This window comes from Caldithrix sp., assembly GCF_056497305.1.
The window spans coordinates 1-19,286 of sequence record NZ_JBSMDE010000117.1 but is presented as its reverse complement, the minus strand read 5'-3'; the positions used below and the strand labels follow the sequence as shown (position 1 = coordinate 19,286).

17 protein-coding genes and 1 pseudogene are annotated in these 19,286 nt (G+C 46.1%); 15 read left to right on the top strand and 3 right to left on the bottom strand.

Annotated features, from left to right (window positions below; translation table 11 throughout):
- Positions 1-194 precede the first annotated feature (194 nt).
- The 10 genes and pseudogenes from ACWB0I_RS09865 (at position 195) to ACWB0I_RS09820 (ending at position 9,425) form a co-directional block, all read left to right on the top strand.
- Positions 195-1,232, top strand: a complete 1,038-nt coding sequence (locus ACWB0I_RS09865; RefSeq protein ID WP_479387896.1) for an LPP20 family lipoprotein — start codon at positions 195-197, stop codon at positions 1,230-1,232.
- Positions 1,233-1,343: 111 nt separating this feature from the next.
- Entirely contained in the window at positions 1,344-1,955 is a 612-nt protein-coding gene (locus tag ACWB0I_RS09860) for a hypothetical protein (protein ID WP_479387895.1), read from the top strand.
- A gap of 204 nt (positions 1,956-2,159) precedes the next feature.
- Positions 2,160-2,870 (top strand): hypothetical protein, encoded by a 711-nt coding sequence (locus ACWB0I_RS09855; protein WP_479387894.1) that lies wholly within the window; start codon positions 2,160-2,162, stop codon positions 2,868-2,870.
- 31 nt (positions 2,871-2,901) lie between these two features.
- Positions 2,902-4,080, top strand: coding sequence for a YfaP family protein (locus tag ACWB0I_RS09850; RefSeq protein ID WP_479387893.1), 1,179 nt, complete (start codon positions 2,902-2,904; stop codon positions 4,078-4,080).
- A gap of 570 nt (positions 4,081-4,650) precedes the next feature.
- Entirely contained in the window at positions 4,651-6,099 is a 1,449-nt protein-coding gene (locus ACWB0I_RS09845; RefSeq protein ID WP_479387892.1) for a transglutaminase-like domain-containing protein, read from the top strand.
- Positions 6,100-6,179: 80 nt separating this feature from the next.
- On the top strand, positions 6,180-6,971 hold the full coding sequence (locus ACWB0I_RS09840) for a FecR family protein (RefSeq protein ID WP_479387891.1): 792 nt from the start codon (positions 6,180-6,182) through the stop codon (positions 6,969-6,971).
- Positions 6,968-7,357, top strand: coding sequence for a hypothetical protein (locus ACWB0I_RS09835; RefSeq protein WP_479387890.1), 390 nt, complete (start codon positions 6,968-6,970; stop codon positions 7,355-7,357). The genes ACWB0I_RS09840 and ACWB0I_RS09835 overlap by 4 nt, the downstream gene beginning before the upstream one ends.
- Before the next feature lie 156 nt (positions 7,358-7,513).
- Positions 7,514-8,551 (top strand): low-specificity L-threonine aldolase, encoded by a 1,038-nt coding sequence (ltaE, locus tag ACWB0I_RS09830; RefSeq protein ID WP_479387889.1) that lies wholly within the window; start codon positions 7,514-7,516, stop codon positions 8,549-8,551.
- Positions 8,552-8,565: 14 nt separating this feature from the next.
- Positions 8,566-9,239 (top strand): annotated as a pseudogene (locus ACWB0I_RS09825) (NAD-binding protein).
- Between the two features lie 48 nt (positions 9,240-9,287).
- Positions 9,288-9,425: an NAD-binding protein gene (locus ACWB0I_RS09820; RefSeq protein ID WP_479387888.1), complete on the top strand. Its 138-nt coding sequence runs from the start codon at positions 9,288-9,290 to the stop codon at positions 9,423-9,425.
- A gap of 294 nt (positions 9,426-9,719) precedes the next feature.
- On the opposite strand, the gene ACWB0I_RS09815 is transcribed toward ACWB0I_RS09820, so the two are convergent.
- A complete protein-coding gene (locus tag ACWB0I_RS09815; RefSeq protein ID WP_479387887.1) occupies positions 9,720-10,235 on the bottom strand; it encodes a hypothetical protein in 516 nt (171 codons plus the stop codon).
- Between the two features lie 10 nt (positions 10,236-10,245).
- Positions 10,246-12,438: a DNA methyltransferase gene (locus ACWB0I_RS09810; protein ID WP_479387886.1), complete on the bottom strand. Its 2,193-nt coding sequence runs from the start codon at positions 12,436-12,438 to the stop codon at positions 10,246-10,248.
- 324 nt (positions 12,439-12,762) lie between these two features.
- Between ACWB0I_RS09810 and ppdK the strand changes: the two genes are divergently transcribed.
- From ppdK to ACWB0I_RS09790, 4 genes are all read left to right on the top strand, one after another.
- Positions 12,763-15,441: a pyruvate, phosphate dikinase gene (ppdK, locus tag ACWB0I_RS09805; protein ID WP_479387885.1), complete on the top strand. Its 2,679-nt coding sequence runs from the start codon at positions 12,763-12,765 to the stop codon at positions 15,439-15,441.
- 504 nt (positions 15,442-15,945) lie between these two features.
- The gene (locus ACWB0I_RS09800) at positions 15,946-16,548 is read left to right on the top strand and encodes a hypothetical protein (RefSeq protein ID WP_479387884.1); all 603 of its coding nucleotides are present in this window, start codon (positions 15,946-15,948) and stop codon (positions 16,546-16,548) included.
- Entirely contained in the window at positions 16,541-16,840 is a 300-nt protein-coding gene (locus tag ACWB0I_RS09795) for a winged helix-turn-helix domain-containing protein (protein WP_479387883.1), read from the top strand. The genes ACWB0I_RS09800 and ACWB0I_RS09795 overlap by 8 nt, the downstream gene beginning before the upstream one ends.
- A gap of 86 nt (positions 16,841-16,926) precedes the next feature.
- Positions 16,927-18,033 (top strand): M48 family metallopeptidase, encoded by a 1,107-nt coding sequence (locus tag ACWB0I_RS09790; RefSeq protein ID WP_479387882.1) that lies wholly within the window; start codon positions 16,927-16,929, stop codon positions 18,031-18,033.
- 104 nt (positions 18,034-18,137) lie between these two features.
- On the opposite strand, the gene ACWB0I_RS09785 is transcribed toward ACWB0I_RS09790, so the two are convergent.
- The gene (locus ACWB0I_RS09785) at positions 18,138-18,440 is read right to left on the bottom strand and encodes an RNA recognition motif domain-containing protein (RefSeq protein WP_479387881.1); all 303 of its coding nucleotides are present in this window, start codon (positions 18,438-18,440) and stop codon (positions 18,138-18,140) included.
- Between the two features lie 307 nt (positions 18,441-18,747).
- Between ACWB0I_RS09785 and ACWB0I_RS09780 the strand changes: the two genes are divergently transcribed.
- Positions 18,748-19,286: AMP-binding protein (locus tag ACWB0I_RS09780; RefSeq protein ID WP_479387880.1), on the top strand; the 539-nt coding region annotated here is incomplete at its 3' end.

Here is a 19,286-nt window from a genome sequence, read left to right as displayed (position 1 = left end):
TGGAAAACCATGCCCGATAAATGTGTGGCCGGCGAATTTCAGGTGGAGCCGGGCGCCCATTCTGTGGACGTTACCTGCTACGATGCCGGCGGTCAGGTAGTGCTGCGCAAAAATTTTCAGACCGAAGTCACAACCAAAAACGTCAATCTCATTCATTTTGCAACGCTTCAATAAAATAAGCAGGAGTGCATGGCATGAAAATACTTTCCAGAGTGATCATCGCGCTATTGTTCATTCAATTCTGGCAGTGTTCGTACGCGCAAAAATCGAGCGGCGTGCAGCGGGGAAGCGAAAAACCGGCATGGGTAAACAATCCTTACGAAGTTTATTCCGAGCATCAATACCTGGTGGGCGTGGGCAGCGGCGATACGCGTGAAGCCGCTGAAAAGAACGCCATGGGGCAAATTGCCAAAATTTTTAAGACCCATGTTCAGGTGGATGAAACGCTGATCGAAAGCGTATTTGAATCTTTTAAAAAGAACAAAAGCGCCATCAGCAGCGAAACGAACATTTTAAACCGCACGCGTTTGCAAAGCGACGTGCAGTTGAAAAATGTTAAAATCGACCAGGTCTTTTTTTCAGAGAAAGAAGGTCTGTACTATGCGCTGGCCTATCTGGATCGCGCCGAAACTGCTGCACTGCTGGAGCAGGATTTTGAGGAGAATAATCGACTGTTAAAGAACTATTTTCAAGCGGCTTTAAGCGAGGCGAGTAAGCTGCACCAGTTGTCCGATATCAACAAGGCCCTGGCCCTGGCTCAGGTAAACCGGCTGATCAATGAGCAATACAAAGTGTTAAGCGGCGGGGAAGGACTGGAGCTGGCGGTTGATGAAAACGAATTGCAGAACGCGGCTCGCAAAATTAGAGAAGCCATGGTTGTGCAGATTACGGGCCAGGGGCCATCCTCCGAAGAAATTGGCGCCTACCTGCGGGAAGTCGTTGGTCGATTTGGGTTCAGCATGGGCCAGCAAAATCCCGACGTGAGCATCTACTATTTGCTGGAAATGAATAAAACGAATCTAAATCGACCGGGCATCGTGGCTTACAACTGGCATCTGAAAATCGACGTAAAAGACTTAATTAACCAGGTTACTCTAAAAACGGTGAATATCAATAAACGCACAGCTGCTATCAGCCAGGATGAGGTGCGGGCACGCATTTTGAGACAGATTAAGAAGGAATTGTCAACATCGTTCTACAAACAGCTTTTGGATTACTTTAATTCGTTCTAATCCGGTTAAAAATTGCCTTAAGTTGATGCAGATCAATGAAACTTAAATAAATTAAATACATAATTGAGAACAAAAAGTTTTCATGTTCAATCAAACTCATAGGAGAACGTTATGAGACGTTTCATGTTTTTAGTAGTAGCCTTATTCATTGCTTCGGCTTTGATCATCTCCTGCGGAAGTTCAAATCCCAAAGTAGCGGCTTCCAATCCTAATGCCATGGAAGTAATTGAAGACCCTTTCCAGGATTTAACCGACCTTTCCAACAAAATCATCGAATCGGGCGGCGTGGCAGCCGTTGGACAGGGAACTTCCATGCGCCAGGATCTGGCCAAAAAGAAAGCCGTGACCGACGCAATGGGTAACCTGGCTCAGGTATTCAATACCAAAGTGCAACGATTGAACAAAAGCTTTCAGGAAGAAATCGGCAGCACCAATGATTCTGAAATCAACGAAGCTTTCTCCACGGTAACCAAAACTTTAACCAGCCAGTTGTTGCGCGGTGCAGTCACCAAAAAAGTTAAATTCATGCGCAATAAGGAAACCGGACAGATTACCGCAGCAGCTGTGGTGGCTATTGATCCTAAAACGTTGAATCAGTCCATCCTCGATGAGTTGCAAAACAAAAAACCGCAGCTGTATCAGCGTTTCAGAGCCTCCAAAGCTTACGACGAACTGAAAAAAGAGATGGAAGATTACGAAAAACAGCAGAACCAGGGCTTCTGATTAAAGCGCTTTTGATAGACGTTTAAAACTTAACAGCTGAAGTGTGACAGACTACTTTTTCTCCCAATACGGGAGAAAAAGTAGTCTTTTTCCCTCAAAAATAGGTTCTAATTTTTTGAGAGAAGGATTAATTTGATATTTTTACAGACGATGCGCTCCGCGAGAGCCCTGTTCATTCTTTTGGTCGTTTTGTGGGGGGAGTTATTGGCCATTGATGAATATCCCTCCTGGTTTTTGTGTCCTAAAAAATTTCCTGGCATCATTGTTGGCTATTCCTACAATGGAAGTCTGGCAAAGAGTGATGCCGTCAACATGTATTGCGCTTACAAATCCTGCGTGGTTAATGGCACCCTGGAAATTTTCATACACCCCGAACAGGGGCAGTGGCTAAAGAATTCTGATTATTACTACTATTACTCTCCGGATTCCCTCTTTAAAGTTGAAAGGAAGCTGGTAGGAATCGATTCCTTCGTGACCAATGTGTTAACCGGTGATTACATTGCGGCCTATTCCTTTAATCCCCAGGATACCCTGCCGCACGAGTGGATTAAAGTGCAGACGTTGAACGCGCCGGAATGGACAACGCGCACCTTTTGGAAGGAAGGGGGCTATGTGTATGGCGTGGGCCTGTTTACTTCGCAAAGAAATGAAAACGATGCCTGGAAAACGGCTGAAGAACAGGCCATTTTTACGATTTTGACCAATCTGGCCGTTAGCTTCCATCGAATAAAAATTTTAAGTGCCGATCAAACCAATCAACCGTCCGCCTTCCAGGAAATTTCCTTCTTGCGCTTAAAATATCTACTGCAAGATATTGAAATTTTAGAACGCTATCCGGACAATGAGAGCAAAACCTTTTTTGTGCTGGCGCGCATCGCCAGAAAAAATATTTTGTCACCCATGTTACAGAAATGATCAGGATGTTTCATTTTAAGGGGCTAAGGGTATGTGGAAAATAGTACTGTTTGTTTTAAGCCTTGTACTCTGTATTCAGGCTTACGATTTTAAGGTAACTGTAAAATGGGATGAAATGGCATTGAGCGGGGAAGCCGAAGCCATTTTACAGTATTATCACAATGGACAGGTCGAGGCCATTCGGGGCAACCTGACCCAGGGTTCCAGTGACGGTAATGTGACTGTAAATCGTACGTTGACCGGCGGGGCTCAGGAGTTTATCATTGAAGAATCTTCTGGTTGTCTCTTCAATATTTGGGTTATCAACGATTTAATGGACGAGGAATTTGCCGAAGAAGAGGATTTTTACACCCTGTCCAATGCAAAAATTGAAGTGTGGGTCGAAGATCGCGTCAACCACGGGGCGTACACCATCCGTCTGAAAGAGGGACAAAAAGGGCTGGTTTACCGCCCGGCGGTTATCGCCGATGGACATTTTTACGAGGTCAATGAACTATACCTTAAAAAGAAGATTTACATGGCGCAGCTGGTTGATGCCGTTACCGGACAACCCCTAAATGGGGTGGGGGTGAGCATCAAAAATCAGCGTACGGGCGAGACGGTTGCGATGGGACAGACCGATTCCCGTGGATTGTTCGTTCACGATATCGAATATGGCAAATACGATGTACTGTTCAGTAAACAGGGGTATCTGGAAGCCAAACACCAGTTCGAAATGAACATTATGGAATTACCGGTGAGCATGCATTTTGCTTTAACGCCCATGGTTACAGAATTCAGAATTGTTCTTACCTGGGGCGCCTTTCCGCCAGACCTGGATGCGCATTTAAGCGGTCCACGACCCGAGGGCGGAACGTTTCACATCTGGTGGCGCAATAAAACGCCCATTGGGGGCCGTAATTTCCTGGATCGTGACGATCAGCATGCGTATGGGCCGGAAACCATTACCATTTACAAACCGGCGCCTGGCGTTTACACTTACGCTGTGCACAACTACAGCGGAAGGCACAGCCGCAAAAGCCGCGATCTCTCTTACAGCGGCGCCCATGTGGACGTTTACGCCGATGGCCGGCTGGTGGCCAGCTTTGATGTGCCACGTGGTGTAAAAGGGAATGTGTGGAAAGTCTTTCAGATCGATCGCAATAATCAGGTCGTGCCCATTAATCAATTTTACGATCAAAAAAATTCGGACCTGGTATTAAATCCTTAAAAAGTATTCTGGGCTGTTTGTTAACAGGACGGGAAGAAAAGACCGGCAATGTTTTGAGACTTTGAGCGTTGCCAGATCGCAAAAAGAAAATTTGGATTCAGTTAGTAGAATGACGGACTCCATTGCTGGAAAGGAATTTCTAGAGTTCTGCAAAATTACTTTATTTGTCATTCTGAGCGAAGCGAAGAATCTCATAAGTTATATAAAAACAAGGGATTCTTCGTCGTCCCGATTCTCGGGACTCCTCAGAATGACAGCCACAGGTTAATTTTGCAGAACTCTAGGAAAGGAATTTCTGCAAAGTTTGGCAAAAAATTTGAGCCGGAAATGCAATTTTAAAATATGAGTGTGTTAGCCATTGAGGGCAAATGTGAAATAGAAAATTATTCTTAAAAGGTAAAAGGGAGGCCGAACTGTTTCGCAGCAGGAGCATGGAACCCGAAGCTGACATTACCAGCCTCTCTCTGTTGCCAGGCTATTTTCTGCCTAAAAAAGGAGTAACATAGGTTGAGTGGCGAGAGTCATGCTTTCCATTCTAATCAGTGTAAAACCAAATTGATGGGAGAAATCATGCGTACGACACGCATTTTCGTAATTTCCGCACTGGCCCTGTTTTTATCGGGACGGTTTTTGTTTGCACAGGACACGGAATTTCAGAAATGGCTGCAAAAAGATCAGGCTGAATTTAAACAATTTGTTGAACAGGAAGACAAAGATTTTGCAGAATTCCTTAAGCGAGACTGGCAGGCCTTTTTAACCGAACAGGGATTAAAACCATTTCCCAAACCGAAACCGGTCAAAATGCCGGTGGCCAGGGAAGAAGAAAAACCCAAACCCAACGTTCCGCCCAAAAAGGTCGAACAATTGCCACCGCCACCGCCCAAACCGCTGGTAAAACCCAAACCCCGTCCCCGTCCGGGCCCTTCCCGGGCAACACTGAACATCGATTTTTATGGCGCGCCATTGTCCTTTCCCAAAATGGAATGGAAGACTCCGGACCTGTCAACTCCGTTGAATAATGACAAAATCAGCAAAGCCTGGCTGACCATGGCCGCCACTAAATACAAACCGCTGGTAAAAGCCCTACAAGATGCCCGACAAAAACTACAGCTAAATGACTGGGCCTTCCTTGAATTGGTTAATCAGGTGGTGTGTAAACAGAACAAAAGAAAAAATACCTGCACGGCTTACAACTGGTTTCTTTTGAACAAGCTGGGATTTAATGCCAAAGTGGCCTTTAAAGAGGATAAATTGTTTTTGCTGATGCCTGCTGAAAACACCATCTTTGAGCAGCCCTTTGTAAAGATTGACCATCAAAGATTCTATTTTGTTACATTTAATGAACGGTTAAAATTAAGCGGTAAAATTCGCACCTATCGTGGGTCTTTTAAAAATTCAGAAAAAGCCATCAATTTAAAGTTGAAGACCTTACCTGTGTTTACACTGAAGGCGCAAAAGAAAGAGATGCGTTTCAAATATGCCGGACAACCTTACGTGTTGAACGCAGAATACGATGCCACGGTTGTTGAATTCCTGAAAAATTATCCGCACACCGATATGGCGGTCTATTTTGAAGCGCCGGCATCCGGAGAATTAAAATATTCGTTGCTCTCTCAGTTACGCCCTTTAGTACAGGGCAAAACAGAGCTGGAGGCGGTCAATTTACTGCTGCGTTTTGTGCAAACGGCCTTTAAATACCAAACCGATGATCAGCAATTTGGTTATGAAAAGTGTTTGCTGCCCGATGAAACGCTCTACTATCCCAGCAGCGATTGTGAAGACCGTTCCATTTTATTTGCCTACCTGGTCAGACACCTGTTGGGCTTGCCGGTTATTGCTCTGGATTATCCGAATCATATTGCCACGGCGGTGGCCTTTCATTCCCGGATACCAGGCGCTGCGCTGGATTACAACGGCCAGCGCTATGTGATTTGCGATCCAACCTACATCAATGCCTACGCCGGGATGGTTATGCCTGAATTTAAGAATGTGACGCCCAAAGTAATTGAAATTCGCTAAAAGGCCATCGGGCGTGCTTGTTTAATAAAGAAATCAAGTTCGGTTTGTTATTTTAAAAATGGAAATAAGGAGAAAGGGCTATGAATATAAAAACAATATTGCTGTTGGCAGTGGTTATTTCGAATTCCCTGTTAATGGCTCAGGAACCGCTGGGAAGGATAACCTTTCCTCTGGGCGATAATTTTTTGCAGCATGTCGGACAGGTTCAATGGCAGCGAGTTGCCTTTAAAATGCCCGTGCTGGACAAGGACCGGGTAAAGACCGGTAAACAGTCCCGCTGCGAGATTACTTTCAGAAACAAGAAGGTCATGCGCATTGGCGAAAATTCCATTGTCAACATTACCCGCGATAAGATGGGCAGCGAACAGGTGGAGATGAGTCGGGGCCGGGCCTGGATTAGTCTGTTTCTGAAAGGCATTGCGGCTTTAACCGTAAAAACGCCCACCTCTGTCTGCGCTGTAAGAGGCACGGTGTACCGTCTGGAGAGCGACTCCAATGCAACTACCTATCGTTGTTACGAGGGCGCACTGGAAATTACGCCTTTTAAGAAAGATCGTTCAGGTCTGGCTGATACCTCGTTAACCCTGGGAGCGGGGCAGGAGCTGATTGTGGTCATGGATTTTGAAAAATACAAGAAACAGCAGGAAAAAGAATTCCAGGAATTTCAGAAAAAGGAGATGGAAGAATTTGAAGAATTTATGAAGAAAGACCAGCGAGATTTTAAAGAGATGGTTGCCAGAGACCTGGCCGAATTTAAACGGATGCAGGGCGTGGCTTACAAAATGAGCCGGTTTGATCCTGAGGAAGACGCCAATTCCGATTGGGTACAATGGAATAAAGAACGGGATCGTCTGCTGCAGGAGGGAGAATGATGCGCTTTTTGTTGGCCCTTTTGCTGTTGGTGGCGGTCGGGCCTGGCTGTAAGAAAGCAGAAAAGAAAACCTCTACCCCGGTAAACGATTCATTAACAGTTCAGGAAGGCGCTACACCCCACTGGTTGGATTCCCTTCCAAAGAATGCAGGATTTGTTTACGCAACGGGACAGGCGGTTTCCAGTCGGCCAGAAATTGCCCGGCGCAAAGCGGTCTTAAATGCCCGGCTGGAACTGGCCAAAAAGTTAAGCATTCAGGGCGACAGTCTGAATGTTCTTTTACGATGGAGTACGGTGAAAAAAGAAAAACAAATAAGAGAAGGTGGACGCTGGAAGAGTTTTGTATTGATGGAAGTACCGCTCCCCGAAAGTAAGCAAAAGGAATAGGGAAAGTTTGATTTAATGACGAATTAAAAATTTAAAATTATGAATTATTTTGTGAAATAGCAGCGGTGCCTTCATCATTTTCTCCTCACAATTTGTTTGCTAAAAATTGCTCTTCTTTTTAATTTGCTCATGATTGCCACAATTAGAGAGGTTCGTATGGAATTTGTTGATTTACGTAGCGACACGCTCACCAAACCGGACGAAGGCATGCGACAGGTTATGGCCTCGGCTGAAGTCGGTGATGACGTTTTTGGTGAAGATCCAACCGTCAATCTGTTACAGGAAAAAATTGCGGAATTAACCGGCAAAAAAGCAGCCCTCTTCGTAGCCAGTGGAACCATGGGCAACCAGATTTCGATTAACGCCCACACCCAGCCCGGCGATGAAGTGATCTGCGAGGAACGCGCCCACATCTTCAATTACGAAAGTGGTTCGCCGGCCATGCTTTCTGGCGTGCAGCTAAGACCGTTGCCAGGTAAGTACGGAGTTTTAGACGTTGAAGAAGTGGAAGAGGCCATTCGCCCTCCGGGCCATCACTTTCCACGGACAAAGTTGATCTCTCTGGAGAATACCCATAATCGTTGGGGCGGAGCCATTTATCCTCTTGAAGAAATTAAAAAAATGCGCAAACTGGCCCAAAAATACAAATTAAAAATGCACTTAGACGGCGCCCGTCTGTGGAATGCCTCCATTGCCACAGGCATTACCATTAAAGAATTTTCCAAATATTTTGATTCCGTTTCATTGTGTTTCTCAAAGGGGCTGGGTGCGCCTGTGGGCTCGGTTGTAGCTGGCGATGTGGATTTTATTGAGCGTGCCCATCGCTATCGTAAGGCCTATGGTGGAGGAATGCGCCAGGCTGGTATTCTGGCTGCAGCAGCTCTTTACGCCATGGAACACAACTGGCAACGAATGGCCGACGATCATCGGCGGGCCCGTGTGCTGGCAGAAGCCATTAACGACATGCCCGGTTTGGTGGTCAATTTGCAGACCGTGCAAACCAATATTGTAATTGTGGATACCAGCTTAACCGGTCATTCTTCTACTGAAATTGCCAGAAGGCTGCTTGAACATGGAGTTAAGGTGATTGCCTTTGCGCCTACCCGTCTGCGCGCCGTAACCCATTTACACATTGACGACCGGGCTATCGATCGGGCTATTGAGGCCTTTAAAACCGTCAGTAAAAGTTTCTAATCGCGGCTTGTCATTTGAACATTGTTATTGTTGGTGCCGGAGACATCGGCTTTTCGCTGGCCAAACGTCTGGCCTATGAAAAACACAACATTTCCATTATCGAGTCTAACTCAGAACGGTTTAGATTTGTAGAACAATCCTGTGTGGCCACGGGGCTGATTTCAAATTACTGCACCAGGCTGGCATTGAAAACGCCGATCTGCTGATCGCCATTTCTGACCAGGATGAAGTAAATATCCTGGCCGCCATGGCCGCTAAACGGGCCGGGTGTCAAAAAACACTGGCGCGCGTCGGTAATTCTCAATATTTGCAGGAAAAGTCTTATCTGAATTCCGAACAACTGGGGAACGAGCTGTTGCTCCATCCGGAGTCCATTGTGGCCAAAGGCGCTGTTCGTCTGCTGAAACAAAGTGCAGCCAGTGACATCATTGAGTTTGCCGAGGGACGCATGGTGCTTTTGGGCATCCATCTGGATGCCAGTTGCTCCATCCTGCGCATTCCTCTCAAACAAATTGCCAGCCAGTACTCTGAATTCCCCTTCCGTATTACGGCCATCCAGCGAAAAGAATTTACTAAAATTCCGGGCGGTAACGATATTTTAATGCCTAACGAGCACATTTTTGTGGTACTGTCTCGTCAACACATTCCACGATTGTTGGAAATCGTACGCCCTGGCCGAATGACTTGACCGTTCCATGGTTATTCGCGGCGATGGAAGGGAAATCAATTTACTGCGTTGGAAGGCATCATTGATATGGATGCTTTTATTGCTGTTACCAGCGATGACGAAACCAACAGCATCACCTGCCTGATGGCCAAACATCTGCGCGTACCACGCATTATTTCCTTAGAATACTTTCCTCAAAACTTATAATCCCGCTTAGCGGGATGCGAAAATTTTTAAGCTGAAGATCCTAACCCCCCGGCCCCCTTCCCTTTTTTTAAAGGGAAGGGGGCCGGGGGGATGGGTTTTAAAATAAAAACTCGCCTTAAATGCTTCGCCCTTACAAAGTCGCGGACTGAAGCACCAGTTACATGGCTCTTTCGAATGGTCTGCCAATGTAAGGGATTCTCAGAATGACATGTCGGCGCAGGCCTTCGCCTTTCAGGAACCCCTGCCTGCCGTTTCTCAAAATAATTCTAATGGTTTCTGACTTTTCCCTGAAAATCAGGAACATTGGCCCTTCAGTCTGGAAAGCTGTTTTTTTAGATTGCTCTCAATCCAGTTGTTTCGGTAACTCTGCAAAAGTGCTTCCGAGTCGGCTTCCAGATTAAGCAGGCGGATCAACTGCTCCCTGGAAATGGGCCTGCCATTCACAAAAATTTGACGGGCATTTTCCGGATCTGTGCCCTCCAAAAATTCCAGAATAAAGGCTCCTTTGTAGTGGTAGGGGATTTTAGTCGCCGGATTCACAGAAAATGGAGACACTATGTTCATTTCCGAAGCCTTTTGCAAAAATTCATCCAGCAGTTTGAAAATAACGGTTTGGGCCGGATTGGTGTGTAGCCGACTCTCTTTTTGGTGACTCTTCTGTTCCACAATGATGAAATAACCGGTGCAGTAATTCACAATGATCCAATCAATGTCATGCACAATCAAACCGTGAGAAGAATCCCGCAGGTTGGCTCTAATCCAGTGCGAAAAATCGAGATTCCTCTGATTGGTAAATTCTGGTCGGGTCATGGGAAACTCCTTAAACCGTAAATTGTTCTCGAAAATAATTACCGTAAATATCGGTGTAGATGATCATTACCTTGCGTCCGGGAGCCAGCGCTCCCAAATCGATGGTTAACCCTTGTTGTTCAACTTCCAAAAATCGTTGTTCAATTTCAGACTTGTTTGTAGACCGCTGATTTAAAAAAGGAAAGAGGTCCCGGGCAAAAAGGGTCAGATCAAACCGGAAAAACCGATCGTTGTAATTGCGGTCAATAAAGATGGCTGCCAGGACTCTGAATCCATTGGCCTGGTTTGGGGCCGGAAGGTGAGCTTCCTGACTTTTAAAGGTTTGAACGAAAAGCTGTGCGGAGCCGGGACGGGATCCCAGCCTGGAATAGACCAGGGGCGGGCGGTTAAGGTGAAAACCAATGGCTTCTTCAAAATCGTGATTCTTCTTCGCATTGTTTTTGAGACGTGAAACCTGGTTAAACTGCGCGTGCATTTGCTTAATGATTTGTTCTGGAATTCTTAAAAAACGGAAAGTGCATTGGTCGATTTGAAAGATTTCGGTTGGGAAGTCGAGCAGCGAGGCTGGGACGACCAGTAAAACTTCGACTGGGGTTGGCGAACCCAGACGGCTGGTCAAATCTGACAGAAATGTGAGATCGATGCGTTGGCCTGGGTTTTTCAGGTGATCAAAGATCAGCACAGGCCGCTCCTGCCATGTGCCGTCTGTTTGGACCCCTCCCAGGCGTCCGGGTTGTAATTCAATGTTAAAAAGTCCGGCTAAAAAATGGCGGTAGGTGTCAAACTTCAGATTGGAGAGTTCCTCCGCAAGAGGCAGTCGCGCAAAACAGGTGATAAAAGGCCGCGCTTGCTGGCCATAGCTTTTACGCTGGTTCAACAGACTTTTTGATTGCTCAATTTGCAGCAACCGTTTCTGGGCTGTAAAGTAAGCCAATTTGCCCATGTCCACCGCAATCCATCTGCGCTTAAGTTTTTCGGCCACTACCGCTGTGGTTCCGGAACCGGCAAAAAAATCGAGGATTAAATCGCCTTCCTGCGAAAAGGATTGAATGATTCGCTGCAATAATTGTTCTGAGTTTTCAGTGGGGTAACCGCTGGTGTCGGTGTAAGAGGGGATGTCGCGCCAGTCATTGGTGATTTTTTCTTCATCTCTGGTCAAATATTCGACCTTGAATTCTTCCACCGGGGTTGAGCGGAAACGCCGGATGTCACGAATGTTACGAACACCGTAAACTTCGGTCTCTGTGGTGATGTCCTGGTACTTAAATTTGTTCACGCCTTTGGTCGAAATCTTTTTGTAAAAGGCGTCGTCATTGCCGCTTTCGGAATAATAGAAAATGGCTCCGCTGGGTTTGTGCTTTACACGCAAATAGTGTTCCTTAAGAAGCCTGTCCGTTTTGTCCTGATTTAACGAAAAATGTTGTCCGGCCGGCGGTAAGAAGGTCAGGCCCAGAAGGTGCCGTTCTTTAGGGTTGCGCTCCTCCTGACTCAAAAAGCTGGTCCATTTGATTTTAGACAGGGGTTTCTTGGCCCACTGATTCTGGAAAAAATAACGATCGGATTTGGAATAGACGTACAGATATTCGTAAGCGACCTCGTATTTTTTCAGGCTGCCCATGCTTTTGCGCTTGCGATTGATGATGATCTCGTTAATGAAATGGTCGATGGAGAAAATTTCATCCAGAATGATTTTTACGTAATGGCCGTAGTTAAACGCATTGCGCACCACGATCAGGCCGTCATCCGCCAGAATTTCATGGGCTAAAATGAGTCGGCGACGTAAAAACTCAATAAAATCGGAGCCAACGCGTTTGGCGCTGTAAGCGCGTTGCCCCTGGTTGGCGTCGTAGCGCTCGCCGGTGGCAAATGGCGGATCGATGTAAATCAGTTTAACCTGGCCTTTGACACGATCTTTAATGAGCGGATCCCGATTCTCGTAGATGGTTTTCAAAAAGGCCAGATTGTCTCCAAAAACCAACAGGTTGTTCCAGGCTTCTGGATGTGGTCTGTTTGCGGTTCGATAAGCGCGGTCGATTTTCAGCCGGGCCGGCAGTACGCCGTCGCCGTTTTGCAACAGATCGCTGGCTTCGATTTTATTGCGGTACAGGAGTTCAAATTCCTGTTCATTGTTTTTTTTGGGGGGCTGCTTTACCTGATCGTTAAAATCTTTTCCCGCGTGCGCTCTTTGATCTTCTGGATGCATTCTCTGTCTCCGCCTGTAATTGATCTTGAAATGAATTTACAGGCAAAAGCGGTGAGCGTCAATTGCTTCTGGAGGGAAAATAGTTCGCAGTAAATAGTAAAAGGTAGATTTTTCGGAAGCGTAAAAACTCTGTTTCACAAAAAATGTAGCAGAATCCTCGTTCATTGTCGCTTGAATTGCTGGCCAAAGCGCTTTGCTAATAAGGGAAAACCGTTAAACCAGCCACGTTTATTTTTTTGACTCTGATAGACGCTTTCTTTAAATTAGACTGCTAAAATTCGTATATTTTTCGAAGTTTGTACATAAATAATGGAGGTCGAGAAAATGGCGCACAAATATGTTTACAGGTTCGGTGCCGGAAAAGCTGAGGGTAATAAGGATATGAAACTGCTCCTTGGTGGCAAAGGGGCCAATTTAGCAGAAATGTCAAATTTAGGGATTCCTGTACCCCCTGGCTTTACAATTTCTACTGAAGTTTGTAAGATGTATTATGAAAACAAGGGGCAATTCCCCAAAGAAGTTGAAGAACAGGTGTTGCAGGGCGTAAAACACATTGAAACGATTATGGGCTCAAAGTTTGGCGATCCGGAAAATCCTTTACTGGTTTCGGTTCGCTCCGGTGCTCCGGCATCCATGCCCGGCATGATGGACACAGTGCTCAATTTGGGCCTTAATGACCAAACGGTTCAAGGAATTATTAAACGCTCCAATAATGAACGGTTTGGGTGGGATTCCTACCGTCGTTTTGTACAAATGTACGGCGACGTGGTGATGGGCTTAAAGCCGGAATCCAAAGAAGAGGAAGACCCCTTTGAGGTAATCATTGACAAGGTAAAAGAAGAAAAAGGGGTAAAGCTGGACACGGAGCTGGATGCCGAAGACCTTAAAAAGCTGGTCGTCCTTTTCAAAGAAGAAATTAAAAAGCGTACCGGGAAAGATTTTCCAACCGATCCCTGGGATCAGCTCTGGGGCGCCATTCGGGCCGTCTTTGGTTCCTGGAACAATCCACGTGCTATTACCTACCGAAAGATCAACAATATTCCACCCGATTGGGGCACGGCGGTAAATGTGCAAGCCATGGTTTTTGGAAATATGGGCGATGACTGCGCCACCGGCGTTGCCTTTACACGCGACCCGGCCACCGGTGAAAAAATCTTTTTTGGTGAGTATCTGGTTAACGCCCAGGGCGAAGATGTTGTGGCCGGTATCCGTACCCCACAACCCATCAATGAAACGACCAAAACCTCTCCGGATCAGGTTACCTTAAAAGAATTGATGCCAGAGGCTTACAAACAATTGGAAGAAATCAAGGATAAGCTGGAAGCCCATTACAAAGACATGCAGGATATTGAATTTACCATTCAGAACGGACGTCTGTGGATGTTGCAAACGCGTGTCGGTAAACGAACTGCTGCCGCTGCCGTAAAAATTGCTGTTGATATGGTAGAGGAAGAGCTGATCGACAAAGAAACGGCTGTGATGCGCGTTGAGCCTGAACAATTAGATCAGTTGTTGCACCCCACCTTTGATCCCAGGGCTGAAAAGAAGGTCATCGCAAAAGGATTGCCGGCCTCGCCTGGAGCAGCAACCGGACGCATCGTCTTTCATGCCGATGACGCGGAAGAATGGGCTGCTAAAGGCGAACATGTGATTCTGGTACGTATTGAAACGTCGCCGGAAGATATCGGCGGGATGAATGTGGCCCAGGGTATTTTAACGGCCCGCGGCGGTATGACCTCCCATGCGGCTGTGGTAGCCCGTGGCATGGGTAAATGTTGCGTGGCCGGCTGCGGCGCTCTGGATATTGACTACAAAGCCAAAACCATGACGGTTGATGGTAAAGTTTACAAAGAAGGCGATTGGATTTCTCTGGATGGCAGTAAGGGAGAGGTCATCGAAGGTAAGGTGCCTACGGTTGAGCCAGAACTTTCCGGTAACTTTGGTAAACTGATGACCTGGGCTGATGAAATCCGTAAACTGAATGTACGCACCAATGCCGATACGCCACACGATTCTCAGGTGGCCCGCAATTTTGGAGCGGAAGGCATTGGTCTGTGCCGTACCGAACACATGTTCTTTGAAGGAGACCGCATCAAAGCCGTTCGCGAAATGATTCTGGCCGAAGATGAAGCCGGCCGCCGCAAAGCGCTGGAAAAATTGCTGCCCTACCAGCGAGATGATTTCTACGGCATTTTTAAAGTCATGCACGATCTGCCTGTAACAGTTCGCACCCTGGATCCTCCTCTGCATGAATTCCTGCCTCATGATGAAGCCAGCCAAAAGGAAATGGCCGATGAGATGGGCGTAAGTGTCGAGCAAGTGAAGGCCAAGGTAGAAGCTCTGGCAGAATTCAATCCCATGTTGGGACATCGCGGTTGCCGTCTGGGTATTACCTATCCCGAAATTACCGAAATGCAGGCCCGGGCCATTATGGAAGCCGCCTGCCAGCTGACCAAAGAAGGCGTCAAAGTCTATCCGGAGATCATGATCCCTCTGGTGGGCACCAAGGCTGAATTGGCACATCAGAAAAAGGTGGTTGTGGAAACCGCTGAAAAAGTGATGGCCGAAATGGGCGTCACCGTAGATTACAAGGTGGGAACCATGATTGAAATTCCGCGGGCTGCTCTCACGGCCGATCGCATCGCTGAAGAAGCGGAGTTTTTCTCCTTTGGAACCAATGACCTGACCCAGATGACCTTTGGCTACAGTCGCGATGATGCCGGTAAATTCCTCCAGGAATACGAAGAAAAGGGCATTCTGCCTGACGATCCTTTCCAGACTCTGGATCAGGAAGGCGTAGGACAGCTGGTTGAAATGGGTGTTAAAAAAGGTCGCAACACGCGTCCCGATCTGAAGGTCGGTATTTGTGGCGAGCATGGCGGCGATCCGCGTTCCATCGATTTTTGCCACCGTGTGGGACTGAACTATGTCAGTTGCTCACCCTACCGCGTGCCCATTGCCCGACTGGCGGCAGCGCAGGCTGAAATTCGCAATCGAAAATAGTCTGAATCCCATCTGAAATATGAACGCCACCTGGCATGTAGAATAGAGCATGACCGGTGGCGTTTTTTGTTTTAAAGTAATTGGATCCTGCTGAGACGCGATTGTTGCCACTTGAAAAAAGCGCAAGTGAATGCGTTGCAAAAATTACTGAAAGAGTGCATTTGTGGGGTTATTGTCGAACAGAGTAGCGCACAAATAGCCTCTGCAGGCACAGGCTTCAGGACGGCCATTTTGCAGAATGTTTTTAATAACCACGCTCATTGTTATTCCCACCAACGCGCAACAGAGCGCAGAAATCTTTCCCAAACGTGTCCTCAAGGCCGAGCTCCAGCACAAACCAAAATTCCCAATCAAATTCTTCTTTATTCGACGATTTAAAAAAACATGGGTGTAGATTGCCCGATCAATAGAAAAAAATTTGCATCAGAGAATTTTAAGATTTATTTTAACTTTAAAAAACAAAGTAAATAAAAATAAAAAGTACTTTTAAAAGGAGGTTCAATCATGAGCGAACATATTAATCAGGATATTCAATTTATTAAGTCCATGATCCAAAAAACGCAGCAGATTACGGCTGGAGCCTGGATGTTTTTTCTTATCTGGGGCATCTTGGTCATTTTAGCAATTTTTGGACAGTTTGTGTTCGTCTGGCTGGGAAAGTACCAATTAATCTGGTTGAATTGGATTATTTTTACCCTGGTTGGTGGGAGCATTACCATGTTATATGGTAAACGTCTGAAACGCCAAAAAGGAGCAAGAACATTTACCGATCAGGTAGTTGGGATAGTTAGTATGGCTGCGGCAATGGGATTCGTACTTTGCGGCTTTATTCTGCCTTATTTTGGAATGTACAGTTGGGCGGCCATACCCGGTTTAATTGCTGTTGTTGCCGGAATGCTGACCTTCATTCTGGGCGGTGTGTACCAGTGGGCGTTCCTGAGATGGAGTGGTTTGTTCTGGTGGGCTGGAGCTGTAACTATGAATTTTATCCCCCCGCAATATCGCTCGCTAGCCTTTATTTCATTGATTTTAATCGGTTATATCTGGCCGGCTTTAAAATTAAGAGCCATGTATTACCAGCAAAAAGCGGAAGAAGCTCATGGATAAACTGCCTGAATTGAATACGTTAATCCATTCGCGGGTCAGGTTAGGTATTGTTTCCATCTTGAGCACTGTGGAAGAGGCGACCTTTTTGTACTTAAAGGAAAAATTAGGAGTTACCGATGGGAACCTCTCTGTTAACATCAGCAAACTGGAAGATGCTGGTTATTTGGAAGTGATCAAAACCTTTAAGGGCAAAAAGCCCTTAACCATGGTGCGTTTGACTCAAAAAGGAAGACAGGCTTTTGTAGAATATGTGAAACTATTGGAATCGCACTATTTAAAAGGCAAACATTGAAACTTAAAACGCTTTTCGTTGTTGATGTTTTAAATGAATTCAGAAGAGCTTCGCAGTTACTGATAGCAATGTACGAGGAATTGACCATGGAAAATAGAGCCAGGCAATACGAAAAAACAAAGTTACTGATCAGTATTTTAGAATCAGTGCTCTTTTTTAGTCTGCTTACGCTCTTTCTGTTCAAAGGCTATTCTTCCGATTTACGTCAATGGGTAACATCGGTTGTCAGCAATCCCTATTTACGCTTTCTCCTGTTTAGTGCCCTGCTGGGTGCAGGACTATCCGTTATTACCTTTCCTCTGTCCTTTTGCAGTAATTTTGTACTGGAGCACCGTTATCAATTGTCCAATCAAACGGTGATTGCCTGGTTTAAGGAAAAAGCCAAAGAGAGCCTGGTCGGCTTACTCATCGGAACGCCCCTGATTCTGGCCTTTTACTATTTATTGCTGCACGATCCTCAAACCTGGTGGCTCTGGCTTGGTGTGGTCGTGTTTGTCTTTTCAGTGCTCATCGGACGTTTAGCGCCCCAATGGATCTTTCCCCTATTCTACAAATTTGAACCCCTGTCTGACGAACCGCTTTTGCGGCGCATGCAACGTCTGGCCCGCGTGGGCGGCTTTGATTTGCAGGGCATTTACCGCTTTAACATGAGTAAAGATACTAAAAAAGCCAATGCGGCTTTTACCGGTCTGGGAAAATCGCGACGTATTATTATCGGAGATACGCTTCTGCAAAACTTCACAGCCGATGAAATCGAAGCGATTTTCGCGCATGAAGTGGGCCATTTTGTGCATCGTCATCTGTACAAGCTCATGGCCATAGGTACCCTTCAGACGTTTGTGGGGCTTTATCTGGCCCATTTGGTTTATGCCCAATTATTAGGGCGCATGGGATTCCAGGGGCCGGCAGATCTGGCCGCTCTGCCCTTGCTGATGCTTATTCTTTCCGTGTACTTCTTGCTGGTTTCGCCACTGAGTAACGGTCTCAGCCGCTATTTTGAACGGCAGGCCGATCGGTACGCCTTGCAACACAGCAGTCAGCCCCAAGCCTTTGTCCGGGCGCTGTTTAAGTTAAGCGAACAAAATTTAGCAGACAGGGAGCCTCACCCCTTGATTGAATTTCTTTTTCATTCTCACCCCTCCATAAAAAAACGCATGCGTATGGCAGAGGCTATGGGAGAAAAAAGGAAATAGGTGATTGCTGGCTAAAGGGTGCTTCTGCTGTGAAGGGGGATGAGAGGGCTTTAAATGTAAAAAGTCCCGCAGAGCGGGACTTTAATCATTGTTGACTGTTGTTTTTACCAGGAACGTTGTCCGCTGTTACGATTCCCATAGCCGCCGCCACGATTGGGGCGTTCGGTGCGTGGACGCGCTTTATTGACCACCAGGGTACGACCCCCTAATTCAGTGTTATTGATGTTGTCAATGGCGTTTTGGGCTTCTTCGTCGGATTCCATGGTCACAAAGCCGAAACCACGTAATTCACCAGTGTAACGATCGCGAAGCAATTTCACTTCCGATACACTGCCATACTCTTCGAACAAATCACGAATGGTTTGTTCATCGGTGCTTCTGGGAATGTTCCCTACATAGATGTTCACTGTAAAACTCCTTGAAATTGATAAAAATAAAATTAACTAAACAGCCAATTCATCAGGGAAAGTTGCTGTCGCTACGGAATGAAAATTCCACTCTGCAGTGGCAGGCCAGCTTGTCCTTGCGAATTAACTGACTAAAGGTAAGCAATAAAAAATAAGATTACAAATAAAAGTTAGCTTTATGAAGCTCAAAAATATCCCAGGTTTTAGCGCTAATTCTTTCTGCTGGGCGGCACGATTGGCAACAAATTTGTTTAATCACAAGAAACAATGTAAATTGTAACAGATCATTTCCGGAAAGGGTAAAACCATGTTTAAAAGTGTGCTTCATATTTTATTTAATTCCATTCAACAATATCCTGAGAAAGATTTATTCCGCTTTTTCAGGGATCACCAATGGCAAAACTGGACCTATCAGCAGGTGGGTGAAAAAGTTAAACTCCTCACCCATGGTCTGATGGCGCGTGGTTTGCAAGCCGGTGATCGGATCGCCATTCTTTCCAACAATGTACCCGAATGGCCGATCACTGATTTTGCCGTTTTTGGCCTGAGGGGCGTGGCAGTACCCATTTATCCTACATTGACTTCAGAACAGGTGGCCTACATTTTAAACGATGCCGGCGTGAGGGCCATTTTTGTTCAGGATGCTTTACAATATGATAAGGTTGCCGCTATTGAAAAAGATGTACCCAGCCTGGAAAACATTTTCAGTTATGAAGAGATGAGCGGCGTTGTCAGTTTTGAAAAATTATTGCAAGAAGGAGCCGCCCATCGTGAGGCTTTTCCTGAAGCCTTTGAAAAATCCATGGAGGCCATTGATCCTGAAGCGTTGTGCAGTCTGGTTTACAC